Here is a 25,720-nt window from a genome sequence, read left to right as displayed (position 1 = left end):
TCGGTCGCGTCCCACTTCATCTCGTTCTCGGGCACGACACTGTTGAACTCGCGGTTCAGGATCGTCGTGTAGGCGCTGGTGGAGAGCTTGCCCGTCGCGACAGCGGCACCGAAGTAGCGGCCCTTCTCGGCTGCGGCCGCCTTCAGGGTCGTGCCAGCACCGGCTGCGGGAGTCAGCGCCACCGTCATACCAGTGGCGAGGGCGGCGGCGATGGTCGCCGCCGCCAGCATCGTTCTCATGGGTTTCATGGCGTTCCTTTTCAGTGGTTGCATCGGTGGTGGTGATGTGCCACTTCGCTCGGGACCGCTGACCGGGACGGCCGTTCCAGCCATCCGGCCTCAGCACGGGAACTGCCGGGTCCCGAGGTGACGTCCGCTTGCCCTGGAGGACGTCGTGATCGGAGGTACGACCCGTGCGGCTCGCCCGGTGAGCCACGGGGATGCATAGACCTCTATATCGAGAGTGAGCGATAACATGCCGTTCGTCAAGTCGTAACGAGCCGTTCACGCCGATCTCCCGGAACGCCGCGTTTCGCCCGGTACCAACCGCTCACAGCAACCGTGCTCAGCCGATGCGCGACCAGCGGACGAGCCGTACCACCGCGCTGCCGGGTCGTACCGGAGGGCGACCCTGTTATCGCTCACAGTTGTCGGCCGGTGTCGACCGCCGACTCCTCGTGGTTCAGGGCCACCCACACCGGCAACAACGCCCCACCGTCCTCGTGCACCCTCGACGGCGCGTCCTGCACGGTCGCCTGAGACCGATCGACGTCCACGCAAGCGTGCGCCGGTCACCAGGAGATGGTGACCGGCGCACGCTTCGTTCGGGCGCTGCCAGGGTCAGCGGTAACCGGCGGTCACCACGTTGGCCTGCACCGCGTTCTCGGTCGCGTCGGACGGATAGCCGGCGACCATCGCCCCCTCGTAGAAGGTGCCGGCGCTCAGGTTGGCGCCGCCGTCGGGCTTGCAGCAGTCACCGCCGCTGCCGAGGATGATCGCACCCTGCTTCTTCATCGGGCTGTATCCCGGCGGAAGCGAGCCGTCCCACAGCGTGTACAGGCTGCCGGACTGGGCGTCGCTGCCCTTGATGGCGAAGCGGGACGTGCCGTTGTTCTTGAGCGTCGCGGTGACGAACTTGCTGGTGAAGGCGCGCTGGTTCGGGTTCCACGAGCTGCTGCCGCCCGGGAAGAGACCCCATTCGAGGTCCGCCTGCACCCACGGGCCGCTGCCGGAGCAGCCGCCGAACCAGCACTGTTTGCCGAAGTTGATGGCGTCCATCGCCCCGGCGGCGTCGGCCTTCCTGGTCGTCTCACTGTTGCCGTAGTCGAAGCAGCAGCCGCTGTTGACGTGGGTCCCGCTGGTCACCATGTACATGCCCTCGGGAGCCGCACCGGTCGGCACGCCGGTGAGGTGCCCGTCCCGCCAGTAGCTGTTGCCGGGATTGATGTAGAGCGAGTACGCCTTCGCGCCACCGACGGTCAGCGATTCCGTCGTCGCGATCGCCGGCTTGCTCTGCGGTGAACCCGGAACCACGCTCGACCCCTGGTACCAGAGGTCGTTTCCGCGCCCGGACTGGTCGAAGACGACCGTGATCACGCAGGTCGTGCCGGCGCAGAAGGAATCCTGCGTCGCCGCGTTGGCGGTGCCGCCCGTACCCGTGAGCCCGATGTTGCGGGTCGTGTTGTCCGACGAGCGTCGGACCTGGTAGAGGTTGCCGGCGTACGTCGCGGAGAGCGCCCGGGTCGTGCTGTGGGCCGCGATGCACGGGGTGCCGCCGGAGGCGTAGATGTCGCACGGACGCGCGCCGGTCGGCGGGGTGGTCGTAGGCGGCGTGGTCGTTGGCGGCGTGGTCGGCGAGGCCCACTGCTGGTTGGCGCCACCGTTGCAGGCCCAGAGGATGACCTTGGTGCCGTTCGCGGTGGCGGCGCCGTTGGCGTCGAGGCAGAGGCCGGACTGCACGCCGGTGATGGTGCCGTTGCTGTTGACGTTCCACTGCTGGTTGTTCTGGCCGTTGCAGTCCCAGATGATCGCCTGGGTGCCGTTGGTGGTGCCCCGGCCGGAGGCGTCCAGGCACTTGTTGCCGTACACCTGGATTTGCTTGCTCGACGTCCAGGTCCAGGTCTGGCCGGCGGCGCCGTTGCAGTCCCAGAGTTGTGTCTGGGTGCCGTTTGTGGTGCTGGAGTTGGGAACCTCGAGGCAGCGACCGGACGGCGTGCCGACGATCCGGGTGCTCTGCCCCGGCTCGATGGCAGCCGCCGCGGCGGCCTCGGCGGCGAAGGGCGAACTGGCGGGGTTGGTGCCGACGCCGATGCCGACGACGACGAGCACCCCGGCCAGGGCACCAGCCAGGAGGGTCAGACGTCGGACGCGTTGGCGTCTCGGGATGAGGTCGCGGGCTGTTCCTGGCCCGCTGCGGGACGGGGTTCGCACGAGGTGCTCCTCGGAGTCGTGGAAGCGCGGGGGGATCGTCGACGCGCCACGGGCGGGTGGTGGGCGATGGCGAATCGATTCGCAGCGAATCGTAGGACCTTTGTTTTATTCATGTCAATGAATGCGGTTACGGGTGGCGCGCTGGCCGTTGGGCGGACGGCCAGCGCACCACCTCCCCGGGACGCCTACCGTCCCAGGAGCCGCCACGTCTGATTCAACGGGCTGCCCTGGTTGACCGCCTTGCAGGTCCACTGGTGGACCGGCGCGCCGGCCGCCGTGGAGACCGCGTTGACATCGACGCACTTGCCACTGTGGCGAGCGACGAGTTGGTAGTCGTGTGAGTCGTTGCCCGAGTAGGTCACCTTGCGCAGGGTGAACTGCTGGTTGAGGCCGTTCAGGCAGGCCCACTGGTGCACGGCCGCGCCGTCGGCGGTGGAGACGCCGCTGACGTCGAGGCACTTGCCGCTCTGCTGGTTGACCACCGTGTAGGTGTTGGCCACGCCGGCGACCGGGCGGAAGTTCCAGAGCTGCTGGTCACCGCCGTCGCAGTAGTTCTGCTGTTGGACGTTGCCGTCGGCGGTGCTCAGGCCGGGGTTGTTCAGGCACTGCTGGGAGTGCTGGGCCACCGCGACCGACTGGAAGCCGCCGTCCGACGGGGGCAGCAGCGTGACGGTGTAGGTGTCGGTCTGGTTGGTGTACGGAAGGGTCACGGTGGCGTTGTTGTTGGACACCCCGACCACGCTGTTCGAGACCGTGACCGGCCCCGCCACCGCACCGCCACCGTTGTGCGGGATGCGTTGGGTGAGCACCCGCACCTGGTTGTTCTGCACGATGCCGCTAGTGGTGTCCAGGCGTTGCAGGTTGACGGTCAGGTTCCCGGTGGTACGACCGCCACCGACCAGGATCTTCGCCGTGCCGGTCGTCTTCGTGGCGTAGGCGTCGTACGACTGGCTGGGGGTCACCGCCGCGATCTGACCGGTCTGCGAGGCGTAGTAGCGGTAGTTCCACCACTCACCCTTGGGCTGGTGCTGGCCGGCCGAGTTACGGATCAACAGGTTGCCGAGGTCGTTGTGCAGGCTGCCGCCGCTGGCCCAGTTCGCCCGCAGGCCATCGGCCCGGGCCCGCTCCAGACGGGCGATGTACCAGGCGCCGTCGGCCGGGTTCTGCTCGTCGGGGGCGCCGTACTCGTTGATCTGGTACGGCCGCGGGTGCGCGATGCCGCGCGGGTCGAGGGTCGCGTTGGCGGCGGCGACGTTGGCGACCGGGTCGCCCGGCAGCGAGTGCCAGCTGATGATGTCCGGAACCGTGTTGGTCGAGCGGACGAAGTCCAGGTACTGGTTCCAGAAGGCGTGGTTGGTCGACGGGACGCAGGCACAGCTCGGCCCGACGATGAGCTGGTTGGGGAACTCCACCCGGAGGCGCTGGTAGGTGCGGCGCCACAGTTCGAAGTACTGCGAGATCGGGCGGTTCCAGAAGATGGTGATGTTGGGTTCGTTCCAGATGTCCCACTGCACGGACAACCCGGACGCCCGGACGTCGCTGATCAGCCGGGTCAGGAAGTTGTCGTAGTCGGTCCAGTTGCCGTTGTCGCCGGGGAAGCGGGAGATTCCGGCGCCGTCGGCACCCCACAGGTCGTGCGGCAGGATGATGAACTTCCCGCCGAGCGCGGTGGTCCGACGTGCCTGGGCGAGGGTGGAGTTCCACCGGCGGTCGTAGGTGCCGCCGACCCAGCCACTGCCCGGGAGTTGCGCGCCGCCGGCGCGCATGGACTGGAACTTGACGTCTCGGTAGAAGTGGTCGGCCGGGCCGCTGGCGTTCTCGGTCATGCCGTAGATCCAGCCGGACGCGCGGTAGGTCGGCGTGCCGTTGTCCGTGGCGAAGTTGACGCTTATCGACTCGTCGGCCGCCTGGGCCGGAGACGCGACGACGGTTACGGCGGCGGTGGCGGCGAGCAGGCCGACCACGAGTCGGGTGACGAACGCGTGCGCTCGTCGCGACCTGCCGGGGGACGGGGTTTTCACGGGCGGCTCCTTGGTGGGGCGCGGGGGGACGCTCTCCGGAGGGCTGCACTTGCGAATCGATTCGCACGATCGTAGGACCGGGAGCTGAACCATGTCAATGAAGTGACACCGCGGTAAAGCCCGTGTTTCCCAGCAGGACCTTCAGGACGGCCGTCCATCTCTTGACCAGCGGGCACGGACAGACCTATCTTCGTGCGAACCGATTCGTCGAATCGGTTCGCCTCATGGTCGGACCGCGTCCGACCCGCGACGGTCAACCCGCACCGCTCACCTGACAATCGACTTGAAGTGAGGCACCACATGACAGGACTCAGTCGTCGGCGGCGCCTGGCCGCCGTCGCCGTGATAGCGCTCGCCGCAGTGACAGCCAGTGCCTGCTCGTCGTCCGGCGACGACACCTCCGACGGCGGCGGCGGCGCCTACCTCGTCTGGGACCCGTATCCGCAGTTCGCCGCCGAATCCGAATGGGTGTCGCTGCTCAAGAAGTGCGGCACCACCGCGGGGGTGACGGTCGAGCGGACCGGCTACGACACCACCGACCTGACCAACAAGGCGCTGCTCGCCGCCCAGCAGGGAAACTCGCCGGACGTGCTGATCGTGGACAACCCGGTCATCTCGACACTGGCCGAGGCCGGCGCGCTCACCACCACCGACGACAACAAGCTGGACGTCTCCGCCATGGCGGCGAACCTGCTCGGCGCCGGCCAGAGCGAGGGCAAGACGTACGGGGTGCCGATCGGAGCGAACACCCTCGCTCTCTACTACAACAAGGACGTGCTGACCGCCGCCGGCGTCGACCCGGCCACGGTCAAGGACTGGACCTCGCTGACCGCGGCGCTGACCAAGGTCAAAGCCGCCGGGAAGAAGGGCATCACCTTCTCCGCGATCGGAACCGAGGAGGGCAGCTTCCAGTTCCTGCCCTGGTTCTGGGGATCGGGAGCCCAGCTGACCAGTTTGGACTCGCCGCAGGCGGTGTCCGCGCTGACGCTCTGGACGGACTGGCTCAAGCAGGGCCACGCCCCGAACTCGGTCATCAACAACACCCAGACCACGAGTTGGCAGGAGTTCGCCACCGGCGATTACGCGTTCGCCGAGAACGGCACCTGGCAGCTGGCCAACGCCGAGAAACTCGGCTTCTCGTACGGCACCATCCCGATTCCGGCCAACGCGGGCGGCCCCGCACCGGCGCCCACCGGCGGTGAGTTCGTCTCCATCCCGGTGCAGAAGAACACCGGCCGGTACGAGACGTCGCAGAAGCTCGTCGCCTGTCTGACCAACGCCGACAACCTCCTCGCCACGGACACCACGCTGTCCTACGTCGCACCCGTCACCGCCGTTCAGGATCGGCAGGCCACTGCCGATCCGAAGCTCAAGGTCTGGGTGGAGGCGGTCCGGGCAGCCAAGGGCCGCACCGGTGACAACCTCGGCACGAAGTACCCGAAGATCTCCGAATCCCTGTGGACCGCGGTGCAGGCGGCCCTCAGCGGCGGAAAGTCGCCGCAGGAGGCGCTGAAGGCAGCGCAGACCGCGGCGTCGACCAGGTAAGCGCGCCGACCCGACACCATGCTCTCCACGAAACGGACCTCCACCACGACACAGGACCAGGATGGGGCGGCGAAGGCCGCCCCACCCGGGCCTCCACCGTCCCGCGTACGCCGACCCAGCCGATGGCTGGCGTGGGGCTTCCTGGCGCCCGTGACCATCTACCTGGCGGCCTTCTACGCCTACCCGCTCTACCGCAACGTCGAGTTGAGCCTGCGCGAGTACACCGTGCGCTCGTTCGTGCAGGGTGGGGCGCCCTTCGCCGGCCTCGACAACTACCGAACGGTCCTCAGCGACCCGGCCTTCGGGCCGACGCTGTGGCACACCCTGATCTTCACCGGCGCGTCGCTCGTCTTCCAGTTCAGCATCGGCATGGCCCTGGCGCTCTTCTTCCACCAGCACTTCCCGCTGTCGCGCACGTTGCGGGCGTTGATTCTCGTACCGTGGCTGCTGCCACTGATCGTCTCGGCGTCGACCTGGTCGTGGCTGCTCAACAGCGACTCGGGTCTGGTCAACGCGGCACTCGGCGCGGTCGGCATCGACCCGGTCAACTGGCTCACCTCGCCGGGTTGGTCGCTCACCTCGGTGATCATCGCGAACATCTGGATCGGCATTCCGTTCAACCTGGTGGTGCTCTACAGCGGGCTACAGGGCATCCCGGTCGAGATGTACGAGGCGTCCGCGCTCGACGGCGCGTCGAGCTGGCAACGCTTCTGGCGGATCACCTTCCCGCTGCTGCGCCCGGTCTCCACGATCACGCTGCTGCTGGGGCTGATCTACACGCTGAAGGTCTTCGACATCGTCTGGATCATGACCAGGGGTGGCCCGACCGGCTCCTCGGCCACGCTCGCCACCTGGTCGTACCGGCTCGGCTTCGGCAACATGCTGCCCGAATTCGGCCCGGGCGCGGCCATCGGAAACCTGCTCATCGTGATGGCCCTGATCGCCGGGCTCATCTACATCCGGATCGAGCGGAGGCAGCACCTACGATGACCACCTCAACGCCTCGGGCCTGGTGGAAGACCGGCATCGGCCTGGTGCTGACCGGGCTGATGCTCTTCCCCGTCTACTGGATGATCAACGTGTCGTTCACCCGGGACCAGGACATGCGGGCCAATCCCCCGCACCTGTTCCCGATCAACGGCACCCTGGACGGGTACCGCGCGGTGCTCGACCAGCAACTGCCGTACCTCGGCACCAGCTTCCTGGTCGGCCTCGGCACGGTGGTGCTCACCGTGGCGCTGGCCGCCCCCGCCGGATACGCGCTGGCGAAACTCCGGCCGCCCGGCGGCCCGGCGCTGAGCTTCGTGCTGCTGATCGCGCAGATGATCCCGGGGATCATCATGGCAATGGGCTTCTACGCCATCTATCTCACTCTCGGCGTCCTGAACACGCTGCCCGGCCTGATCCTGGCCGACACGACACTGGCGGTGCCGTTCGGCGTTCTGATCTTCACGGCCTTCATGTCCGGGATCCCCGACGAGCTGATCCAGGCCGCCGTGGTCGACGGCGCGAGTCGGCTGCGGACCTTCTGGTCGGTCGTGCTGCCGGTCAGCCGCAACTCGATCGTCACGGTGTCGCTGTTCGCGTTCCTGTGGTCCTGGTCGGACTTCATCTTCGCCTCGACCCTCGCCGGCGGCGGCGACCACCAGCCGATCACCCTCGGCATCTACCACTACATCGGCAACAACAACCAGCAGTGGAACGCCATCATGGCCACCGCTGTCGTCGCCTCCATCCCCGCCGCCGTGCTGTTGATCCTGGCCCAGCGGTACGTCTCGATGGGCGTGACCGCCGGCGCCGTCAAGGACTGACCACCCGCACCACAGAAAGGCACCCGCCACCCATGACCGTCGCCCCGTCCGGTCCGGAGTTTCCCATCCAGGACATCCCGTTCAGCTACCGAGGATCCTGGTTCAACATCTCCCCGGTGGTAGCCGAGAAGACGTACGCCGACGACCTGCACCTGGTCTCCCACCAGACCGGGCTGCACCCCGTACTGCGTCTCGCCCCCGCGGTCACCGGCGCCACGGTCGTCGCCACGCCCGGGCTGCTGACCTGGCGCAGCGGCGCCGACCGGATCGAGGCCGTCTACGACGGGCCGGAGACCCTGCGGATCCGGGGCAGCCGGCTCGGGCTGCGGGTCGCCGCAGCGGCGAGCACCCTCACCCCGTTCAGCGGCACCTACCTGTACCTCGATCCGGTCGACGGGTCACACGTGTTCACCTCGTACGAGACCGGTCGCCGCTACCGGATCACGGTGCTCTCCGGTGCTCTCCAGCGGACCGACGGTGTCGAGGCGCTCGGCAAGGCCGACCGGTCCGTGGACCTCGCCGTCGACCAACCGTGGGAGATCGCGATCGAGGAGTACGCGACCGCCCGCCGCCCGTACACCGCATCCGTCACCTTCGACCAGCTGTGCCGCGACCGGATCGCCGAGTTCACCGCGTTCGTCGACGCGGTCGCACCGTGGCGGAGCGCGGAGACCCCGGCCGCCGAACTGGCCGCGTACGTACTCTGGTCCGCCACCGTCGCTCCGGCGGGCTTCGTCACCCGACCGGCCGTCCTGATGTCCAAGCACTGGATGGACAAGGTGTGGAGCTGGGACCACTGCTTCAACGCGATCGCCCTGGCCGGCGGCGAGCCGGAGCTGGCCTGGCACCAGTTCCAGCTGCCCTTCGACCACCAGGACGAGGCCGGCGCCCTACCCGACTCGGTCACCCACTCCGAGGTCCTGCACAACTACGTCAAGCCCCCCATTCACGGCTGGGCCCTGCGTCACCTGCGCCGGCGCCTTCCCCAGCCGCCGGACCGGGCGGCGCTGACGGAGACGTACCACCGGCTTGCCCGCTGGACCCGGTTCTGGCTCGACGCGCGCCGGGCCCCCGGCCACGATCTGCCCCACTACCAGCACGGCAACGACAGCGGTTGGGACAACGCGACCACCTTCGACGACGGCCGGGTCCTCCAGACGGCCGACCTCGCCGCGTTCCTGGTCTCGCAACTTCGCTGCCTGGCCGACCTCGCCATCGAGCTGGGCGAGCCCGCCGACCAGTGGTCCCGGGAGGCCGACCGGATCCACGGGGCAATGCTGCGGGACCTGTGGGACGGCGAACGCTTCACCGCCCGTAACCCCCACACCGGGAAACAGCGGGCGAGCCGCAGCCTGCTCGACCTGATGCCCGTCGCGCTCGGGGCCGACCTGCCGGCCCCCGTCGCCGCCGCACTGGCGCGGGGCGCCGAAACCCACCTGACCACACACGGACTGGCCACCGAACCGACGGACTCGACCCACTATCTCGCCGATGGCTACTGGCGTGGCCCCATCTGGGCACCGTCCACCGTCCTGGTCGAGGACGGCCTGCGGCGGGCCGGGCAGATCGGGATCGCCGACGAGATCAGTCGACGATTCCTCGCACTGTGTGAGAAGTCCGGGTTCGCGGAGAACTTCGACGCCGAAACCGGGGCCGGGCTCCGGGACCGCGCGTACACCTGGACTGCCAGCAGCTACCTCATCCTCGCCGCCGCTCAGGAGGAACGGCGGGTCACCGCTGGGTAGCCGCGTCGACCGCGCGGGCCCGGACCGGACCGGTGCTGGAGCGCAGTGAGATGGGCGGGCTGTACAGGCGGTGTCGTGGCACCGCCCCGGGGGCCGCGATGCTCTCCAGCAACAGCGACACCGCCTCGGCGCCCATCTCGACCATCGGGACGTCCGCAGCGGTCAACGGCGGGCGGAAGTCCTCCGCCCAGTGCTGGGCGGCGACACCGGTGACGGAGAAGTCGCCCGGCACGGAGAGGCCGGCGCCGGTCAGGGCACGCTGCATTCCGGGCAGCGCCGCCTCGTTGATGGTGGCCACGGCCGTGACGTCCGGGTGGGTCGCGAGCAACTCTTCCACGCACGCCTCCCCGGAGGCCGTGTCGTCGCCGGAGCAGACCTCCACGCCGGTCAGGCCCCGCTCCACCGCCGCCGCCCGGAAACCAGCCAGCGCCCGATGGCTGGGGCCGTAACCGGCGGCCACCAACTCGGCGGAGCGATTGACCAACGCCACGTGCCGATGCCCCAGATCGGCCAGGTGGTGCACGCAGCGGCCGATCAGCCCGGCGTAGTCGATGTCGATCCAGCTCATCCCGTGCGGCTCAGCGGTCCGCCCGATCGTGACGAACGGCAGACCGGCCTTGGTCAGCCGAGTCACCCGGTCGTCGTCCAAGCGGATCTCCATCAGGACCACACCGTCCACCCGACGCCCGGTGACGATCCGCTCGAACGACCGGTCATGATCGCCGCCGGACGGGGACAGCAGCACATCGAGGTCATGCCGGGCGGCCGCCTCGACGACGCTGGCGACGAAACCCAACTGCATGTCGGTCAGCCGCTGGCTCGCCGGAGGGATCACCAGCCCGAGGGTGCGGGTGCGTCCCTCCTTCAGTGCGCGGGCGCTGGCGTTCGGTCGGTAGTCCAGCTCGTCGATGACCGCCTGGATCCGCTGCCGGGTCGTCTCCGACACGGTCCGCTTCCCGCTCAGCACGTAGGACACGGTGCTGCGGGACACCCCGGCCCGGCGGGCGATCTCCCCGATGTTCATACCGCGCCCTCGAATCGATTCTTGCCCCGACACGGGGACGCACACTTCTTCGTTCCCAAGCATATCTGTCCGGACTCTCGGGCCCGAGTCCGAAAAATTCCGGAGCAATCACGGCGGGCAACCGACCATTTCGCATTCCGTCGGCAGGTGGGTGCCGCAGCGCATCCGGCGGTCGGTCGAGTCGGATGCGGTGGCGGGTGACGGTAGCGCAATACATGGACACGCATTAATGTCACAGGTATGACGTCTTACGTCAGTGCGGACCGCACCGCTTTGCCACACCGCCGAAAGGATCCGATGAATGTGAAGAGAAGGTTGAGTCGCCTCATGGCCGCAGTGGGGACCCTCTTGGTCCTCGTCGTCGGCGCCGGCATCTACGTGGTCTCGGACACCCCGGGCGTCGCCCGCGCGGCCGGCACGGGACCGTGTGACATCTACGCCTCGGGTGGCACCCCGTGCGTGGCCGCGCACAGCACCACCCGCGCGCTCTACGGCGCCTACAACGGACCGCTCTACCAGGTCCGTCGCTCGTCGGACAACACCACCCGCGACGTCGGCGTGCTGAGCGCCGGTGGCTACGTCAACGCCGCCACCCAGGACTCGTTCTGCGCCAACACCAACTGCGTGATCACCATCCTGTACGACCAGTCCGGCCGCAACAACCGCCTCACCCAGGCACCCCCCGGCTACTTCGTCGGCCCCGCTGCCGGCGGATGGGACAACCTCGCCGACGCGAAGGCGGCACCGGTAACCGTCGGCGGTCAGAAGGCGTACGGCGTCTACATCGCCCCGGGCACCGGCTACCGCAACAACAACACCAACGGCGTCGCCACCGGCGACCAGCCCGAGGGCATCTACGCCGTCGTCGACGGCACGCACTACAACCAGTGGTGCTGCTTCGACTACGGCAATGCGCAGACGAACAACCTGGCCGACGAACGCGCCATCATGGAGACCGTCTACTTCGGTGCCAACAAACAGTGGGGCTACGGCGCCGGCGCCGGACCCTGGATCATGGCCGACCTGGAGTGGGGGCTGTTCTCCGGGGTGAACGCGGGATACAACAACATCGCCCCCATCAACCACCGCTTCGTCACGGCCATGGTCAAGGGCGAGCCGAACCACTGGGCCATCCGGGGCGGGAACGGGCAGTCGGGCGGCCTGACGACCTACTTCGACGGGCCACGGCCCAACGGCTACCACCCGATGAAGAAGGAGGGGGCCATCCTGCTCGGCATCGGCGGCGACAACAGCATCACGGGTCGGGGCACCTTCTACGAGGGCGTGCTGACCTCCGGCTACCCGACGGCGGCCACCGAGAACGCCGTACAGGCCAACATCGCCGCGGCCGGTTACGCGACGGCTGGTGGCGGTAACCCCCAGCAGAACGTCCAGATCGTCGGCGCACAGTCCAACCGCTGCATCGACGTGCCGAACGGCACCAGCACCAACGGCACCCAGGTACAACTCTGGGACTGCCTCGGCAACACCGCCCAACGCTGGACCTACACCGCCAACAAACAACTACAGGTGCTGGGCAACAAGTGCCTCGACGCCAACGGCCAAGGCACCACCAACGGCACCCAGGCAATCATCTGGGACTGCCACAGCGGCACCAACCAACAGTGGAACATCAACGCCAACGGCACCATCACCGGCGTCCAATCCGGCCTCTGCCTCGACGCCAACGCCGCCGGCACCGCCAACGGCACCAAACTCATCCTCTGGGCCTGCAACGGACAACAGAACCAACGCTGGTCCACCCGCAGCTGAACACCATCACCGAGCCGGTGCCGTCTGCGCGAAATCCGCGGAGGCGGCACCGACCCGGTGAGGCCAGGTGCGGGGCCCGGTGCTGCTGCTACCTTTCATCCGTTCGCGGGGTCGGTCGAGACAACGGGAGTTCACGATGGACGAGACCATCCGCGAACGGACACCCATGATCGGCTCCGACCGGCGACGTGTCTTCGTGGCTGCCGCCGCGACGCTGCTGTGCAACTTCGTGATCGGTGTCCTGGCCGTCGTCCCGCTGGGCATGGTCGTCTCCCTGCTGGCTTACCAGCTCAACGGGCCCTACTCGCTGGGCACGAATCACACCTACGCGAAGATCGTCGGCCGCTATCCACCGTTCGAGGTCGACACGGATGAGGCTTCCCTCGTGGGGATGTTCGTCGTCGTCGCCCTGGTCATCCTCGGTGTGGCCTTCCTGGGGGTGAACGCCCTCCTCGTACGCCGCACGCGGAAGGTGGTTCCGGCCTACGTCGCGTGGCTCGCGGCCGCAGTCCTCGCGTGGTTGCCCGGGTTCTACTTCCTCGCCAACTGGTGGTTCGACAGCGCCCGGTAGGCCGAGTCAGGGGTCGCCCTCTACTCCTTCACCCCGATGTTGTCGATCGCAGAGGCGCTGAGCAGCCGCCGGACGGGCCACACCGTGGTGACGAGGTCCTGTCGATGGTGACACTGCTTCCCGAGGTCCGTGCGACACACAGCGGCGTGGAGATCCGTCCCGTGGTCGACCACGGATGAAGTGGCCGATCACGGATGAACGATGAGGTCGTCGCGGCGGTCGCGCAGGCGCACCGCCGCGACTGGGCACAGGTGTTCAGCACGACCGCCCATCTGACCCGAGACCTAGATCTCGCCGAGGAGTGCGCCCAGGACGCGTTCGCACAGGCCCTGGAGACCTGGCCGGAGACCGGTATCCCGGACCGGCCGGGGGCTTGGCTCACCACCATCGCGCGCAACCGGGCCCGGGATGCCCTGCGGCGTGAGTCGGTTTTCCGCCGCAAGATGCCACTGCTCGTCGCGGACGAGACAGCGCCGGGGCCCGAGGACGGGCTGGTCGACGAGCGGTTGCGACTCATCTTCACCTGCGCACACCCCGCGTTGTCCAGGCAGGCGCAGATCTGCCTGACCCTGCGTCTGGTGTGCGGGCTCTCCACACCCGAGGTGGCTCGCGCGTTCCTGGTGCAGCCGGCCACCATGGCTGCTCGGATCACCCGGGCGAAGAGGAAGATCGCGACGGCACGCATCCCGTACCGGGTACCTGGTCCGGATCAACTCGAGGAACGACTCGGTGCGGTACTCGAGGTCGTCCACCTCATCTTCACCACCGGCCACACCGCACCCGTCGGCACTCAACTGATCCGCCACGACCTGGTCGACAGCGCGATCAGTCTGGCCCGAATGTTGCATCTGCTCATGCCGACCGATACCGAGATCAGCGCGCTTCTCGCGCTGCTGCTACTCACCGGGTCTCGGCAGGGCGCCCGCGTGTCCGCCGACGGTCGTCTGGTGCTTCTGCCCGAACAGAACCGGGCACTCTGGGACAGGCAGCTCATCGCCGAGGGCCAGTCGTTGGTGACCGACGCGCTTCGCCGGCGACCACCGACCCGTTACGCCCTGGAGGCGGCGATAGCTGCCGTGCATGCCGAGGCGCCGACGTGGCACGACACCGACTGGACCCAGGTCGTCGGGCTCTACGACGCCCTGTTCCGACTGTGGCCCTCGCCCGTAGTCGATCTCAATCGCGCGGTCGCGATCGGGCTACGCGACGGCCCCGAAGCCGGACTTCACGCGCTGACGCCACTGCTCGCCGATCCGGCCCTGGCCACCTACGGATATCTCAGCGCCGCCCGCGCCGACTTCCTGCGCCAGTTGAAGCGGTGGCCCCAGGCCGTCACGGCCTACGAAGAGGCCCTGACCCTTACCGACAACGATGTGGAGCGCGCCTTCCTCACCGAGCGACTGACGGACGTCAAGCGGTATCTGTAATCGTCAGCATCAGGGCCAGGGACGGCCTTCAGGCATCCTGGTTCCTTGGTGCCGCCGCGGGCCGGGAAGCCGCGGTGGCTATCGCGGCCATGCCCAGCAGCAGGGCCGGGAGGACGAACCAGAGGCCGATGCCGAGGCCGAGGACGAGCGCCCAGAGCAGCATGACCAACGCCGCGACCGCTGTGGTGATGCCGACGGCGCGGTGGGTCAGGTCTGCGATGAGGGGACAGACGGCCACGACCACCGGCACACCCAGCAGATAGCTGGCGGCAGCGCCACTGTCGTCGATCGTGAAGGGCAGCAGCGCAACGACAATCCAGGCCGTGGCGGCCACCGCGAGCAGTCTCAACACCAGACCGACGGAACCAGGTGTCCCACCCCGCCCGCGTACGCTGACGAACGCCGCGGCAGCAATGAAGAGCGCGACAAGGCCGCCGGCAATGGTAGCCACGTTCATTCGATTCCTCCGTCCAGAAGACGTCGGTGAACTGGCGCAGGTGTTCGTCCCGACGGTACGCGCATCGATGCCGATGTGACACGGTAGGCCACCGCAGCGTCCCGAGCTACTGGCTTGAACGAGATGCGCCCGTCGCATCGCCGGCAGCTTTCGTCCTGCTGCGGGCAGGCACGACGTCAGCGAAGCTCGTCGATGCGAATCGGCCAGAAGCCCTGGCTGCGCCGGTGCTGTCGACGAACGAGGCCTCCTCGGTGGGCACCCAGCGCCGACCCGATCGGTTGAGCCTGTTATCGATAACATGCTATCTTTCGGCGCGGGAGCGAAGGGCACGCTCCCCATCACCTGAGTCGATCGACAAAGGCACACCGAGGGCAGCGCCCTCCCATCGCCCTTGCCTGTCGCGACCAGTCCGGGCAGCTCCGCCGATGCCAGGCGACCGCCGACGGTTGCCGGACGACCTCGGTCCGGCTGCATGCCCCAGCTTCCAATGTCCGTCGCGGACGACCCGGCAGCGACGGTACGGCCCGCACACCACCCGTGCACGCCGTCCCGCTACGGAAGGGGAGCCGTATTCCGGCACCAGGCAGCGCCACAGGCATCCGTGAACACCGCACCGCCCCGTCCTGCGGGCACGGCCGGCGGCCACCGGGCCGGCTTCGCGCACCACCACCGACACCGCACGATCAGTGGCAAGGAGCCAGGCAATGACGAGACACAGACACGTTCTTTCCTTCATCGCGGGTGCGGCGGTCCTCCTCGCAGTGACCGCCGGTAGCGCGCTCGGCGGTGACCTCCGCGGGGCGGCGGTGGCCGCGACGAACGGCACGCTCGCGGCAACCGCGGGCTGCGGTAAGGCACCCACGCTCACCAGTGGGACCCGCACCATTCAGAGCAGCGGACAGAGTCGCACCTACATCTTGCGGATCCCGGACGGTTACGACAGAAACCATCCCTACCGGCTGATCTTCGGCTTCCACTGGCTGAACGGCTCGGCCAACAACGTCGCGTCGGCCGGCTACTACGGGCTCGCGCCGCTGTCCAACAACAGCACGATCTTCGTCGCGCCCCAGGGCCTCAACGCCGGTTGGGCCAACACGAACGGTCGAGACCTGACCCTCTTCGACGACATCTCCCGGCAGATCGAGACCGACCTCTGCGTCGACACCACCCAACGCTTCGCCCTGGGCTGGAGCTACGGCGGCGCGATGAGCTACGCGGTCGCCTGCGCCCGACCAACCGTCATCCGTGCGGTCACCGTCCTGTCCGGTGCCAACCTCAGCGGCTGCAACGGCGGCACCCAACCCGTCGCCTACTTCGGCATCCACGGCATCTACGACAGCGTGCTGAACATCTCCCAGGGCCGGTCACTGCGTGACACGTTCGTGCGCAACAACGGCTGCACCGCGCAGAGCCCACGGGAGCCGAGCCGAGGCAGCCTCACCCACATCACCACCACCTATGCGGGCTGCCGGGCGGGCTATCCCGTGCAGTGGGCCGCGTTCGACGGAGACCACACCCCCAGCCCGGTCGACGGATCGTCCAGCCCGAACGACTCCAGGACCTGGACCTCGGGGGAAATCTGGAGATTCTTCAGCCAGTTCGAGTCGACCACGCCCCCCACGACCGCCCCGCCAACGACCACCCCGCCCACGACCGCCCCGCCGACGACGGCCCCGCCGACGACCGCCCCGCCGACCGGAGAACCGGGCACCTGCACCGCGACCTACAACGCGGTCAACAGTTGGCCCGGCGGCTTCCAGGGTGAGGTGACCGTGGCCAACAGCACCGCCGCCACCATCACCGGCTGGACCGTACGCCTGACTCTGGCCAGTGGCCAGACCATCAGCAGCCTCTGGAGCGGCACCAATACGGGCACCACCGGCAACGTCACCGTCCGGAACGCCGCCTACAACGGCACGTTGGGCCCGAACGCCTCGGCCACCTTCGGGTTCACCGCAACCGGCAACGGCGCGACCCCGCCCAGCAACATCACCTGCACCAGCCCCTGAGCGTGGCAGAACCGGGGCCCGGAGCCACTGGCTCCGGGCCCCTCAACGACGTGCCGTCAGAGGTACGACGATGAGGACGGCAATGCCAAGCGCGGCAGCGCCGACACCCCACCACCAGAAGAACCCGGAGAAGACCGAAGCGATCACGAGCCCCACGCCGAGGCCAGCCAGCAGGCCGAGTGCGAACAACGCCCGTGGGGGCAGGGCGAGGTGCGGCAGGCGTCGTACCACGAGCACTTCCAGCCAGGTCGCGCCCACCGCCAGCAGCGCCGCGCCGACCGCGTCGACGGCGGACAGTCCGTGACCCGCGCTGAGGGGCACGAGAACCCGGCCCTCGCCTCCGGCGGGGATGAAGAGGATGAGTACGCCGGCGACGATGAGCAGAGCGGTGATGGCGACCTGCGTACGCGGCGCATCTGCAGCATCTCGCGACATCGTTACAGTCTCGGCCATCCGCCATGGCCTGCACAGGAGCCGGATCGGTGAACGTTCCCGGAGTCTCGCGGAGGCCGTGCCGCTCACGGCAGGCGTGCTGGCCGTCCATGAAGTGCGGTGGCCCCCCGGTGGAGGGAGTGCGATCCACTCAGCCGGGGAGGATGAGTTGCCCGTCGCCGCAGACCATTGACTCATGGGCGTCGGCGTGGCCCCTTGGGCCTGCCCCGGTATGGCTGCGAGCCCGCTGCGCCGACCTGGCACCGCACGTAGGGGGCGACATGGCAGACCGTTCCGCTTCTCGGCAGCGACCCGCGACGGCCGACCGGGCCAGACCCTGGGCGGTGGCGTGCATCGTCTTCGTCGTCGGTGAGGTGGCTCTGCGCCTGTTCTGGATCGCGGGTGGCCGGTGGGGGTACACCGCCTGCGACCGAACTGATCTGGTCGACCCGGCGGGGGGATGCGGCGCCGACCGCGTCGAGGCGTTGCCGTTCTGGACGGGATGGGGAGCCGTGGGAATCGGCGTCGCCCTCGCCGTGGTCGTCGTGTGCGCGGTCCGGTTCGCCGGCCGCCCCGCCGCGACGGCCAGTTGGTTGGCGGCCGCGTTTCTCCTGCTCGTCGCGTTCCCGCTGCACCTGCTCTTCGAGATCCCGGCGGCGTTGACCGGGCGCCCCTCGGACTGGCGTGACCTGGCCGCCCGGCTCGCCCTGGTGATCGGCGGTGTCCTGTTCGCCGGGCTCGCGAACGCCGTCGGCCCTCGGCACGGACCGGTGACTCCCGGCTACCGGCCGGTGCCTCGGTGGACGCGCCTCTGGGCGTACGTGGCCGTCGCGCTGCCGGTGGTCGGCTGGGCCGTACCGCACGGGCTCTGGGTCCTCGGCGTGCCCTTCGGCATCTCCGCGTCGACACTTGACGACATCCAGCGGAACCTCTCGACGCAGACGGGCGTGGCGATCACTCTCGTCCCGCCGCTCGCCGGTCTGCTCGTTCTCGGTCTGGTGCAGCGGTGGGGGCAGCAGTTCCCGCGCTGGGTGCCGGGACTGCGCGGTCGGCGGGTTCCGCCGCTGCTGGCGGTGCTCCCGGCCGGGCTGGTGGCACTCGCGCTGGTCACCTACGGCGTGCTGAGCGTCGCGGTGTTCGTCGGCCAACTACGCGCCGGTGACCTGCGTTGGTCGGACGTCTGGGACGGGTGGGCGTCAACCGCGACGCTGCTGGTGTTCCTCGGCTGGGGAGTGTCGCTGGGCATCACGACCACCGGCTACACCCTCACCACCCGGCCACGTCAGGAGCAGCCGGCAGACGTCGGCATCTCGTCGTGAGCCACCCGGTTCGTCCACGGCCGAGCCTCTCGACATCTCTCGGCAGTCGAGGACCGAACGCCCCCTGACTGGCTGCGCCTGCTCTGGGTCGTCGGATGTCAGGGCTAGCATCGCCGCATCCGGCGAAGGGATGGGAGTACGCCATGACCCTGGACAAAACAGCCACGTTTGTCGACAAGGACCTGCGGGGTGCGCGGTTCAACAGGTCGACACTGGCCGGCGCGGTGATGCGTGGCGTCGACGTGAGCGGGCTGGACATCGACGCGCCGTGGCTGGCCGAGGGCACTCTCCTGGTCAACGGTGTGGACGTCGTGCCGATCGTCGAAGCCGAGCTGAACCGGCGGTTCCCCGGGCGCGAGCTGAGGCAGGCCCAGGACCCGGACGGGTTACGCACGGCGTGGGCGGCACTCGAACGGGCCTGGGCGGCCGCAGTCGACCAGGTCCTGTCCATGCCCGCGGGCACCGCCGACGTTTCGATCGACGGTGAGTGGTCGTTCGCGCAGACGCTGCGCCACCTCGCGTTCGCCACCGACACCTGGCTCGGGAAGGCGATCCTGCGCCTGCCACAGCCTTTCCACCCGCTCGGCCAGCCGCACGTCGAGTATGCGACCGACGGTTACGACATGTCGATCTTCGCCACCGGCCAGCCAACGTTCGCGGCGGTACGCGAGTTGCGTGCCGAGCGCCAGGCGATGATGCGGGACTTCCTCGCGACCGTCACGCCGGACCTGCTGGCCGAGTCTCGGCCAGCCGCGTGGTCACCTGAACACCAGCAATCCGTCCTGCGCTGCCTGCACGTGATCTTCGATGAAGAGTGGGCGCACCTTCGCTTCGCGCTGCGTGACATCGACGCACAGCGCTGAGGGTCCACCACTGCCGCCTCAACGCCTCGTAGGTGGCTGGAGGATGTGTGGGCCGCCGGTGTGCGGCGTCGGGTGGTAACCGGGGTGCGGCTGCGGCAGCGCCGCCACGCACGCCGCGGAACATGCGTTCACCAACAGGGGCAGCACGTCGGTGGCGACCAGGCCGGAGATCCAGACCTGGTGCAGCTCACCGTCGACCGGGCCGGCGCAGACGCTGCAGGCGCGCACGGTTTCGCAGCCCCACGTGCCTGGGTCGAGTGCGGCGAAGTCGGCCTCGGCCGAGGGGGTCAGCGCCCGTAGCGTCGGAAACGGCGGACGGAACTTGAAGTTCCCGTAGAGGGCGCGGGTGCTCACCGTGCTGTCGACGAGCCTGGCGCATCTGGTCAACTCGTACGGGTACCAGTGCAGCCGGTGGGAGGTGTACGGCTCGAAAGTCTCCAGACTGGTCATTGCCCCGATCTCGGGCGGGATCCGAACCAGGTTCGTGCCATAGAGCACCAGGTGTTTGACAGCGGTCAGCTTCGCGATCGTCGCCGGCAGCGTGACGATCTGCCGCCGCTCGGGAGCGCTCAGTTCGACGAACGGCTTGAACACCGCCCGCCCGTCCGCTGCGGCCTCGTCGATCAGCGCCAGCAGATGCCGCCAGCCGGCCGCCTCGGTGTCCTGGCGGTCCGCGTGGAAAACGACACTGCTCGGCCGGGTCGCCGCCGAGTAGCCGACGCAGTCGCAGTTGTCGCGGGCTGGACCGCCCGCGCTGGGCCCGACCGCATCCGCGAAGCGGTTGGCGATCAACTGCGGTTTGGTGTCGTTCGTGTCCACGGCGAGATGCTACCGAGCCTCGTCAACGGTGTGCGGTGGCTCGCGCCGCTGGTCGGCCGTCTCGTGGCTGCCTTGAAAAGCAGTTTCCGGGATGGTGTCGTATCGAGGCGCAACCGTTCGTGGAACTGGTGGGCGGCGGCTGACCGGGCCGCCGACACGAGGGGTCGGGAAGGTTCATCGTCCGGGCCGAGAGGAGACGATCATGACGGAGTACCTGATCACCTTCAACGATGAGTGGGTGCCTCCGCACACGGCCGAGCAGATCCGCGAGAAGAGCACGGCCGGCCGTGCCGTGATCGAGGAGATGCGGGCCGACGGCGTCCTGATCTTCAGCAACGGTGGGCTCGACCGGTCCACCGCGCTGTGCAGTGTCGAGTCGGTCGACGGCGAGCCCGTGTTCACCGACGGCCCGTACGTCGAGACGAAGGAGCACCTCGGCGGCTTCGCCGTCGTGGACGTGCCCGACGACGCGGCGGCCCGATACTGGGCTGGCAGGCTCGCGACCGCGCTCGACTGGCCGCAGGAGGTGCACCGGTTCCACGGCCCTGGCGAGGCCCGGCGGAACGGCTCTGGGGACGAGTGAGCGCGGTGCCCAGGTATCTGCTGTCCGTCTACGGACCGGCTGAGCGCGTCGAGGGACCGAGAGCGTGCCGCCGCAGCGTCGAGGCACGTCCCTTCCAAACCGAGGAACCCGTCGGAGCGCTGCTGAATCCGTGACCGGTCCCATTGTCGAGCAGACGATCACCCGTGCCCACCACGAGGAGTGGGCGCGGATGGTCGCCAGCCTCACGCGCCGTTTCGGTGACCTCGGCGTCGCCGAGGACGCGACGGCCGAGGCCTTCCTGGCAGCCGCGGAGCGGTGGCCGCGCGAGGGCGTACCCCCCAATCCCGGCGGTTGGCTCGCCACCACCGCGACCCGCAGGGCGATCGATCGACTCCGTCGGGAGTCGCAGCACGACGCCAAACACCAGGCGGCCCGGCTGGTGTACGACGACACCCCTCCCGAGCCGACCGGCCCGGTCGACGACGACCGGCTCCGACTGGTCTTCACCTGCTGCCACCCGGCGCTCGCGTTGGAGGCCCGGGTGGCGCTCACCCTGCGCCTGCTCGGCGGCCTCACCGTCGCCGAGATCGCCCGCGCCTTTCTGGTGCGGGAGACCACGATGGCGCAGCGGATCACCCGCGCCAAGGCAAAGATCAAGGCGGCGCACATCCCCTACCGGGTGCCCAGGGCCGCCGACATCCGCGAGCGCCTCACCGGCGTGCTCGCGGTCGTCTACCTCGTCTTCAACGAGGGCTACCTCGCCAGCGAGGGGGACGACCCGGTGCGCGTCGACCTCACCGACGAGGCGATCCGCCTCGGCCGCCTGCTCCGGACTCTCCTCCCGGACAACGGCGAGGTGGCCGGCCTGCTTGCCCTGATGCTCCTCACCGACGCCCGCCGGGCGGCGCGCGTCTCCCGCACCGGGGAGCTGGTGACCCTCGACCAACAGGACCGCAGCGCATGGGACCGGACCCTCATCGCCGAGGGCAACGCCCTGGTTCGCGAGCGGATCGAGGCGGTGGCGGCCGGCGGTGAACCACCCGGGCGCTACCAGTTGCAGGCCGCGATCAACGTGGTCCACACGGATGCCCCATCCGCCGGAGACACCGACTGGTCCACGATCGTCGCCCTCTACGGACGCCTGGTGCTGCTCGACTCCTCGCCGATCGTGCGGCTCAACCGGGCGGTCGCCGTCGCCGAGGTGGACGGCCCCGGGGCCGGGCTCGCCGAGATCGACCGGCTCGCCGAGGTCCTTGACGGCTATCACGCCTTCCACGCCGCACGCGCCGACCTGCTGCGGCGGCTCGGGCGCGGCGGTGAGTCGCGGACGGCGTACGACCGGGCCCTCGCTCTGGCCGGCAACCCGGCGGAGCGGGCCTTCCTCACCCGCCGCCGCGACCAGCTCGCCGGCTGACCGACACTGGAGCCAGCCGGTTCCCACACCGTTCGAGGCGGATGAGCACGCCCAGCGGCTCAGTCTGACCAGGCCGGCGCGGGGCGCGGCCCGTCCGACGGCGCCTCCGCCGGGGTGCGCCACCAGCGGCGCGACGCGAGCCCGGCCAGCACTGCGCCGGCGGCGTTGACCAGCACGTCGTCGACGGAGGACACCCGGTCCAGCCGCAGCACGTACTGTGCGATCTCGACCAGGGCCGAGCAGCCCGCGCCGAGCGCCAGGATCCGTGGCACGGATGCCAGCACCGCGAACCGCATCGGGGCGAAGAACCCCAGCGCCGCGAAGATCAGCAGATTGCCGCCGATCCCGACGGGCCCCATCGTGAGCAGGTCCCGCAGCGGGACCAGGCTCACCCGGCCGGGGACGATGCCGGCCCCCGGTCCCGGCATCATGGTGATCCACACCAGCGGCACCGTCCCGTAGACCGCGCCCACCTCGGCCAGCGACGTCCGCCATGCCGTCGTACCACCGGTGGCACGGCGAAAGCGCGCCAGAACCCACCCGACCAGTGCGGCAATCGGCAGCCCCACCAGCATCATGAGCAGCACACCGTTCTCCGTGTCGTAGCAGCCGTGCCATCGTCCGGCCAGGCACCTCGGAGCGGACATCAGAAGCGGTCGGCGTACGGCGAACGCGACGATCGCGACGCCGACGACCGCCAGGCTCAGGACCAGGGTCCTGCGCGTGCGACGGGTCGGTGCTGACAAGGATGCGCGGTGGTTCACTCCCCCATCCAAGCCGGGAGGTTGTCGGGGTGGCGTAAGCATCCGAGAACGGCGCGAAAGATTGCCGTCGCCCTACCCTCAGGCCCGGCAGCGGATAGCTAGGCTCTCTGCTCAGCAGGGCGTCCGCGTCAGCTCAGGGACCGCTCTGACGGGCGGAACGAGGGTCGGGGGATGGGCTGCGTCGCCGCGAGAGATTTCTCCGGGGCCGTGTCGATCTGCCGGCCACTCGTTCGACATGAGGGTGCGAGAGCCGAGAGGCGGCCCCGCCGAACGAGGAGAACGCGATGTCGAAGTACATGCTGATCATGCGGGGCACCGACGAGACGAACGCGGCCATGATGGCCAACATCGACGAGGCGATGGCCGCGACCGGCCGGTTCATCGAGGAGATGATGGAGGCCGGTGTTCTCGTCGCGGCCGAAGGGCTGGACGATCCGGGCCGGGGCGTCGTGGTCGACTTCAGCGGCGAGGCCCCGGTGGTCACGGACGGGCCGTACGGCGAGACCAAGGAACTGTTCGGCGGCTACTTCCTGCTCGATGTCGCCACCCAACAGGAGGCGGTCGAGTGGGCCAAGCGGTTTCCGGCGATCGAGTGGGCAAAACGGTTCCCGGCGGCCCGCGGGTCCAAGATCGAGGTCCGGCGGGTGGCCGAGGCCGACGAGGTCCCGCGAAGCAGCGAGAGCAACGGCCAGATCTGATGGGTACGGCCGACGTCGAGGCCGTCTGGCGGATCGAGTCGGCGCGGATCGTGGCCGTGCTGACCCGGTTCACCGGTGATTTCGGGCTGGCCGAGGACGCGGCCCAGGAGGCGGTGGCTGAGGCGCTGGTGGCGTGGCCGCGTGCCTCTCCGGCGAATCCGGCCGGCTGGCTGATGGCCACGGCCCGGCGGCGGGCGATCGACGCGATCCGCCGTCGGGTCGCCCTGCAGCACCGGTACGCCCTGCTGGCGGCCGACCCGACGGTCGACTCGGCCGTCGACGACGACATCGATCCCGACAAGATCGATGACGACGTGTTGGCGCTGATGTTCGTCAGCTGCCACCCGGTGCTCTCCCCCGAGACCCGGGTGGCGCTGACCCTGCGCGTGGTCGGCGGCCTGTCCAGCGAGGAGATCGCCCGTGCGTTCCTCGTACCCGTGCCGACCGTGCAGGCCCGCATCACCCGGGGCAAGAAGACGATCGCGGCGGCCGGGGTGCCGTTCGAGCTGCCGCCAGCCGCCGAGCGTCGGGAGCGGCTGGGGGGCGTGCTCAGCGTCCTCTACGTGATCTTCACGGAGGGGTCGACGGCCACGTCAGGCGACCGGCTGCTGCGCCCCGACGTCGCGTACGAGGCGATCCGCCTGACCCGCACGCTGGCCGCGCTACAGCCGGACCAGCCGGAGGTGCACGGCCTGCTCGCGTTGTGCGAGCTGACGGCCGCGCGCTTCCCGGCCCGGACCGGCCCGGACGGCTCGCCGGTCCTGCTCGAGGACCAGGACCGCCGGTTGTGGGACTTCTCGGCGATCCGCCGCGGGCTGGCCGCGCTGGCCAAGGCGTCGACTCGCGGCCTCGGCCCCTACGGCCTGCAGGCCGCGATCGCCGCCACCCACGCGTCGGCGCCCTCGGTCGAGGCAACCGACTGGGACCGGATCGTGGTGCTCTACGAGGCACTCGGCCGGGTCGCGCCCTCGCCGGTGGTCGAGCTCAACCGGGCCGTCGCCGTCGCCATGGCCTCGGGACCGGCGCAGGCCGTGGCCATCGTGGACGAGCTGATCGCCTCGGACCGGCTCCCCGGTTCGCATCTGGTCCCGACCGTACGCGGTGAGCTGCTGACCCGCCTCGGGCGGCGTCCGGAAGCGCGCGCCGAGCTGGAACTGGCCGCCCGGCTCTGCACCAATCAGCGCGAACGCTCAGTGCTGGTACGCAAAGCGGCCATGCTGAGCTGACTTCTCCAGCTCGGTCAGCCGGGATTCGAGCGCGGCCCGGATGCGGTCGGTCGGATCGGACGCGTGACTACGACGGCGAGGTCGAAGGCTTGGCCTTCTGGGGGTAGATCGTCTCGTGACGGGCCAGCATGGCGACGAACTCGGCGATCTTCCGCTCACGGGTCTGCGCCCGTTTGGCGGCATTGACGCGATGGATGAGACTGAACCGGTTGGTCTTGGTGAGGACGTCGAACATGGCCTGGGCGGCGGGGTCGGCGGCGATGGCGGCGAGCAGGTCGGCCGGCACCTCAGCTTCTGACGACGGCGCGTAGGCGGCCGCCCACCGACCGTCCGCCTGCGCGGCTTCTACCGCGACGCGGCCTGGCGGCAGCATTCGCCCCTGCGTCTCCAGCCGGGCCACGTTGGCGACGTTACGTTGCGACCAGGAGCTGCGGGGTCGGCGCGGGGTGAACCGGATCCAGGAGCTCTCCTCATCCCGTTTTCGGGCCTGCCCGTCGATCCATCCGAAACACAGGGCCTCGTCGACCGCCTGCTGCCAGGTCAGCGTCGTGACTGTGCCGCCCTTCCTGGTCAGGGCGAGCCAGACGCCGGGCGACGTCGCGTGGTTGGCCGTCAACCACGCACGCAGCGCCTCGGCGTCCACGACGACCAACTCATCCAGTTCCGCACTCGCCACCACGGCAGGCTATCCCGCGCCGTTGCCGCAGCCTCCGCCTGTGGGCGTTCCCCAGGAGCGATACCCGGATGACGCGGATCTGCCGGCGCTCCATTCGGCAAGCGAGCGCTCCCGTCCTGGTGGGACCTCCTTGGTACGCCTCGTCGGCGGAGA

24 protein-coding genes are annotated in these 25,720 nt (G+C 69.3%); 14 read left to right on the top strand and 10 right to left on the bottom strand.

Translation table 11 applies throughout. The features are described 5' to 3' along the window. The 4 genes from C7C45_RS24095 to C7C45_RS24085 form a co-directional block, all read right to left on the bottom strand. Positions 1 to 248: endo-1,4-beta-xylanase (locus C7C45_RS24095; RefSeq protein ID WP_167454817.1), on the bottom strand; the 248-nt coding region annotated here is incomplete at its 3' end. A 392-nt stretch (positions 249 to 640) separates the two neighbouring features. Next, on the bottom strand, positions 641 to 775 hold the full coding sequence (locus tag C7C45_RS35560) for a hypothetical protein (protein WP_280101392.1): 135 nt from the start codon (positions 773 to 775) through the stop codon (positions 641 to 643). A 64-nt stretch (positions 776 to 839) separates the two neighbouring features. Next, positions 840 to 2,429, bottom strand: a complete 1,590-nt coding sequence (locus C7C45_RS24090; RefSeq protein ID WP_208641291.1) for an arabinofuranosidase catalytic domain-containing protein — start codon at positions 2,427 to 2,429, stop codon at positions 840 to 842. A 185-nt stretch (positions 2,430 to 2,614) separates the two neighbouring features. Further along, positions 2,615 to 4,450, bottom strand: coding sequence for an RICIN domain-containing protein (locus C7C45_RS24085; protein ID WP_110565979.1), 1,836 nt, complete (start codon positions 4,448 to 4,450; stop codon positions 2,615 to 2,617). A gap of 300 nt (positions 4,451 to 4,750) precedes the next feature. Between C7C45_RS24085 and C7C45_RS24080 the strand changes: the two genes are divergently transcribed. From C7C45_RS24080 to C7C45_RS24065, 4 genes are all read left to right on the top strand, one after another. Then, positions 4,751 to 5,995, top strand: coding sequence for a sugar ABC transporter substrate-binding protein (locus C7C45_RS24080; RefSeq protein WP_110565978.1), 1,245 nt, complete (start codon positions 4,751 to 4,753; stop codon positions 5,993 to 5,995). A gap of 150 nt (positions 5,996 to 6,145) precedes the next feature. Continuing rightward, entirely contained in the window at positions 6,146 to 6,985 is an 840-nt protein-coding gene (locus C7C45_RS24075; protein WP_244200537.1) for a carbohydrate ABC transporter permease, read from the top strand. Then, positions 6,982 to 7,806: a carbohydrate ABC transporter permease gene (locus tag C7C45_RS24070; RefSeq protein ID WP_110565976.1), complete on the top strand. Its 825-nt coding sequence runs from the start codon at positions 6,982 to 6,984 to the stop codon at positions 7,804 to 7,806. The genes C7C45_RS24075 and C7C45_RS24070 overlap by 4 nt, the downstream gene beginning before the upstream one ends. 32 nt (positions 7,807 to 7,838) lie before the next feature. Further along, entirely contained in the window at positions 7,839 to 9,551 is a 1,713-nt protein-coding gene (locus C7C45_RS24065; protein ID WP_110565975.1) for an amylo-alpha-1,6-glucosidase, read from the top strand. Here the strand turns inward: C7C45_RS24065 and C7C45_RS24060 are convergent. Further along, positions 9,538 to 10,575, bottom strand: coding sequence for a LacI family DNA-binding transcriptional regulator (locus C7C45_RS24060; protein ID WP_110565974.1), 1,038 nt, complete (start codon positions 10,573 to 10,575; stop codon positions 9,538 to 9,540). The genes C7C45_RS24065 and C7C45_RS24060 overlap by 14 nt on opposite strands. Positions 10,576 to 10,872: 297 nt before the next feature. Between C7C45_RS24060 and C7C45_RS24055 the strand changes: the two genes are divergently transcribed. From C7C45_RS24055 to C7C45_RS24040, 3 genes are all read left to right on the top strand, one after another. Beyond that, on the top strand, positions 10,873 to 12,348 hold the full coding sequence (locus tag C7C45_RS24055) for an arabinofuranosidase catalytic domain-containing protein (RefSeq protein ID WP_110565973.1): 1,476 nt from the start codon (positions 10,873 to 10,875) through the stop codon (positions 12,346 to 12,348). 136 nt (positions 12,349 to 12,484) lie between these two features. Next, the gene (locus C7C45_RS24050) at positions 12,485 to 12,919 is read left to right on the top strand and encodes a hypothetical protein (protein WP_146247398.1); all 435 of its coding nucleotides are present in this window, start codon (positions 12,485 to 12,487) and stop codon (positions 12,917 to 12,919) included. Positions 12,920 to 13,113: 194 nt separating this feature from the next. Continuing rightward, positions 13,114 to 14,346, top strand: a complete 1,233-nt coding sequence (locus C7C45_RS24040; protein WP_110565970.1) for an RNA polymerase sigma factor — start codon at positions 13,114 to 13,116, stop codon at positions 14,344 to 14,346. A gap of 28 nt (positions 14,347 to 14,374) precedes the next feature. On the opposite strand, the gene C7C45_RS24035 is transcribed toward C7C45_RS24040, so the two are convergent. Beyond that, a complete protein-coding gene (locus tag C7C45_RS24035; protein ID WP_110565969.1) occupies positions 14,375 to 14,803 on the bottom strand; it encodes a hypothetical protein in 429 nt (142 codons plus the stop codon). Positions 14,804 to 15,507: 704 nt separating this feature from the next. Between C7C45_RS24035 and C7C45_RS24030 the strand changes: the two genes are divergently transcribed. Further along, positions 15,508 to 16,812, top strand: coding sequence for a CE1 family esterase (locus C7C45_RS24030; protein WP_110565968.1), 1,305 nt, complete (start codon positions 15,508 to 15,510; stop codon positions 16,810 to 16,812). 42 nt (positions 16,813 to 16,854) lie between these two features. Here the strand turns inward: C7C45_RS24030 and C7C45_RS24025 are convergent, their stop codons facing one another. Then, complete coding sequence (locus tag C7C45_RS24025; RefSeq protein ID WP_146247397.1) at positions 16,855 to 17,247, bottom strand: hypothetical protein; 393 nt, start codon at positions 17,245 to 17,247, stop codon at positions 16,855 to 16,857. Between the two features lie 278 nt (positions 17,248 to 17,525). Here C7C45_RS24025 and C7C45_RS24020 point away from each other — a divergent pair, with 278 nt between their 5' ends. Together C7C45_RS24020 and C7C45_RS24015 are read left to right on the top strand one after the other, a co-directional pair. Beyond that, positions 17,526 to 18,563: a hypothetical protein gene (locus C7C45_RS24020; RefSeq protein WP_146247396.1), complete on the top strand. Its 1,038-nt coding sequence runs from the start codon at positions 17,526 to 17,528 to the stop codon at positions 18,561 to 18,563. A gap of 143 nt (positions 18,564 to 18,706) precedes the next feature. After that, complete coding sequence (locus C7C45_RS24015) at positions 18,707 to 19,426, top strand: DinB family protein (RefSeq protein ID WP_110565965.1); 720 nt, start codon at positions 18,707 to 18,709, stop codon at positions 19,424 to 19,426. An 18-nt stretch (positions 19,427 to 19,444) separates the two neighbouring features. On the opposite strand, the gene C7C45_RS24010 is transcribed toward C7C45_RS24015, so the two are convergent. Then, complete coding sequence (locus C7C45_RS24010; protein ID WP_110565964.1) at positions 19,445 to 20,245, bottom strand: leucine-rich repeat domain-containing protein; 801 nt, start codon at positions 20,243 to 20,245, stop codon at positions 19,445 to 19,447. A gap of 202 nt (positions 20,246 to 20,447) precedes the next feature. On the opposite strand from C7C45_RS24010, the gene C7C45_RS24005 reads away from it, so the two are divergent. After that, on the top strand, positions 20,448 to 20,828 hold the full coding sequence (locus tag C7C45_RS24005; protein WP_110565963.1) for a YciI family protein: 381 nt from the start codon (positions 20,448 to 20,450) through the stop codon (positions 20,826 to 20,828). Positions 20,829 to 21,018: 190 nt separating this feature from the next. Then, positions 21,019 to 22,203: an RNA polymerase sigma factor gene (locus tag C7C45_RS24000; protein ID WP_110565986.1), complete on the top strand. Its 1,185-nt coding sequence runs from the start codon at positions 21,019 to 21,021 to the stop codon at positions 22,201 to 22,203. 59 nt (positions 22,204 to 22,262) lie between these two features. Here C7C45_RS24000 and C7C45_RS23995 read toward each other — a convergent pair whose 3' ends face one another. Then, complete coding sequence (locus tag C7C45_RS23995; RefSeq protein ID WP_244200536.1) at positions 22,263 to 22,949, bottom strand: VanZ family protein; 687 nt, start codon at positions 22,947 to 22,949, stop codon at positions 22,263 to 22,265. Between the two features lie 302 nt (positions 22,950 to 23,251). Between C7C45_RS23995 and C7C45_RS23990 the strand changes: the two genes are divergently transcribed. Beyond that, complete coding sequence (locus C7C45_RS23990; RefSeq protein ID WP_110565961.1) at positions 23,252 to 23,665, top strand: YciI family protein; 414 nt, start codon at positions 23,252 to 23,254, stop codon at positions 23,663 to 23,665. Further along, on the top strand, positions 23,665 to 24,891 hold the full coding sequence (locus C7C45_RS23985) for an RNA polymerase sigma factor (protein WP_110565960.1): 1,227 nt from the start codon (positions 23,665 to 23,667) through the stop codon (positions 24,889 to 24,891). Before C7C45_RS23990 ends, C7C45_RS23985 begins: the two co-directional genes overlap by 1 nt. A 67-nt stretch (positions 24,892 to 24,958) precedes the next feature. Here the strand turns inward: C7C45_RS23985 and C7C45_RS23980 are convergent, their stop codons facing one another. Further along, on the bottom strand, positions 24,959 to 25,567 hold the full coding sequence (locus C7C45_RS23980; protein WP_110565985.1) for a YdeI/OmpD-associated family protein: 609 nt from the start codon (positions 25,565 to 25,567) through the stop codon (positions 24,959 to 24,961). Positions 25,568 to 25,720 lie beyond the last annotated feature (153 nt).

The organism is Micromonospora arborensis, assembly GCF_003205615.1.
GTDB classification, from domain to species: domain Bacteria; phylum Actinomycetota; class Actinomycetes; order Mycobacteriales; family Micromonosporaceae; genus Micromonospora; species Micromonospora arborensis.
This window is presented reverse-complemented; position numbering and strand designations above follow the sequence as displayed.

Bases quoted from the DNA above. Each gene is read 5' to 3' on its own strand.
- C7C45_RS24080 (WP_110565978.1), top strand. From the start codon at position 4,751: ATGACAGGACTCAGTCGTCGGCGGCGCCTGGCCGCCGTCGCCGTGATA.
- C7C45_RS24070 (WP_110565976.1), top strand. From the start codon at position 6,982: ATGACCACCTCAACGCCTCGGGCCTGGTGGAAGACCGGCATCGGCCTG.
- C7C45_RS24065 (WP_110565975.1), top strand. From the start codon at position 7,839: ATGACCGTCGCCCCGTCCGGTCCGGAGTTTCCCATCCAGGACATCCCG.
- C7C45_RS24060 (WP_110565974.1), bottom strand. From the start codon at position 10,575: ATGAACATCGGGGAGATCGCCCGCCGGGCCGGGGTGTCCCGCAGCACC.
- C7C45_RS24055 (WP_110565973.1), top strand. From the start codon at position 10,873: ATGAATGTGAAGAGAAGGTTGAGTCGCCTCATGGCCGCAGTGGGGACC.
- C7C45_RS24050 (WP_146247398.1), top strand. From the start codon at position 12,485: ATGGACGAGACCATCCGCGAACGGACACCCATGATCGGCTCCGACCGG.
- C7C45_RS24040 (WP_110565970.1), top strand. From the start codon at position 13,114: ATGAACGATGAGGTCGTCGCGGCGGTCGCGCAGGCGCACCGCCGCGAC.
- C7C45_RS24035 (WP_110565969.1), bottom strand. From the start codon at position 14,803: ATGAACGTGGCTACCATTGCCGGCGGCCTTGTCGCGCTCTTCATTGCT.
- C7C45_RS24030 (WP_110565968.1), top strand. From the start codon at position 15,508: ATGACGAGACACAGACACGTTCTTTCCTTCATCGCGGGTGCGGCGGTC.
- C7C45_RS24025 (WP_146247397.1), bottom strand. From the start codon at position 17,247: ATGTCGCGAGATGCTGCAGATGCGCCGCGTACGCAGGTCGCCATCACC.
- C7C45_RS24020 (WP_146247396.1), top strand. From the start codon at position 17,526: ATGGCAGACCGTTCCGCTTCTCGGCAGCGACCCGCGACGGCCGACCGG.
- C7C45_RS24015 (WP_110565965.1), top strand. From the start codon at position 18,707: ATGACCCTGGACAAAACAGCCACGTTTGTCGACAAGGACCTGCGGGGT.
- C7C45_RS24005 (WP_110565963.1), top strand. From the start codon at position 20,448: ATGACGGAGTACCTGATCACCTTCAACGATGAGTGGGTGCCTCCGCAC.
- C7C45_RS24000 (WP_110565986.1), top strand. From the start codon at position 21,019: ATGGTCGCCAGCCTCACGCGCCGTTTCGGTGACCTCGGCGTCGCCGAG.
- C7C45_RS23990 (WP_110565961.1), top strand. From the start codon at position 23,252: ATGTCGAAGTACATGCTGATCATGCGGGGCACCGACGAGACGAACGCG.
- C7C45_RS23985 (WP_110565960.1), top strand. From the start codon at position 23,665: ATGGGTACGGCCGACGTCGAGGCCGTCTGGCGGATCGAGTCGGCGCGG.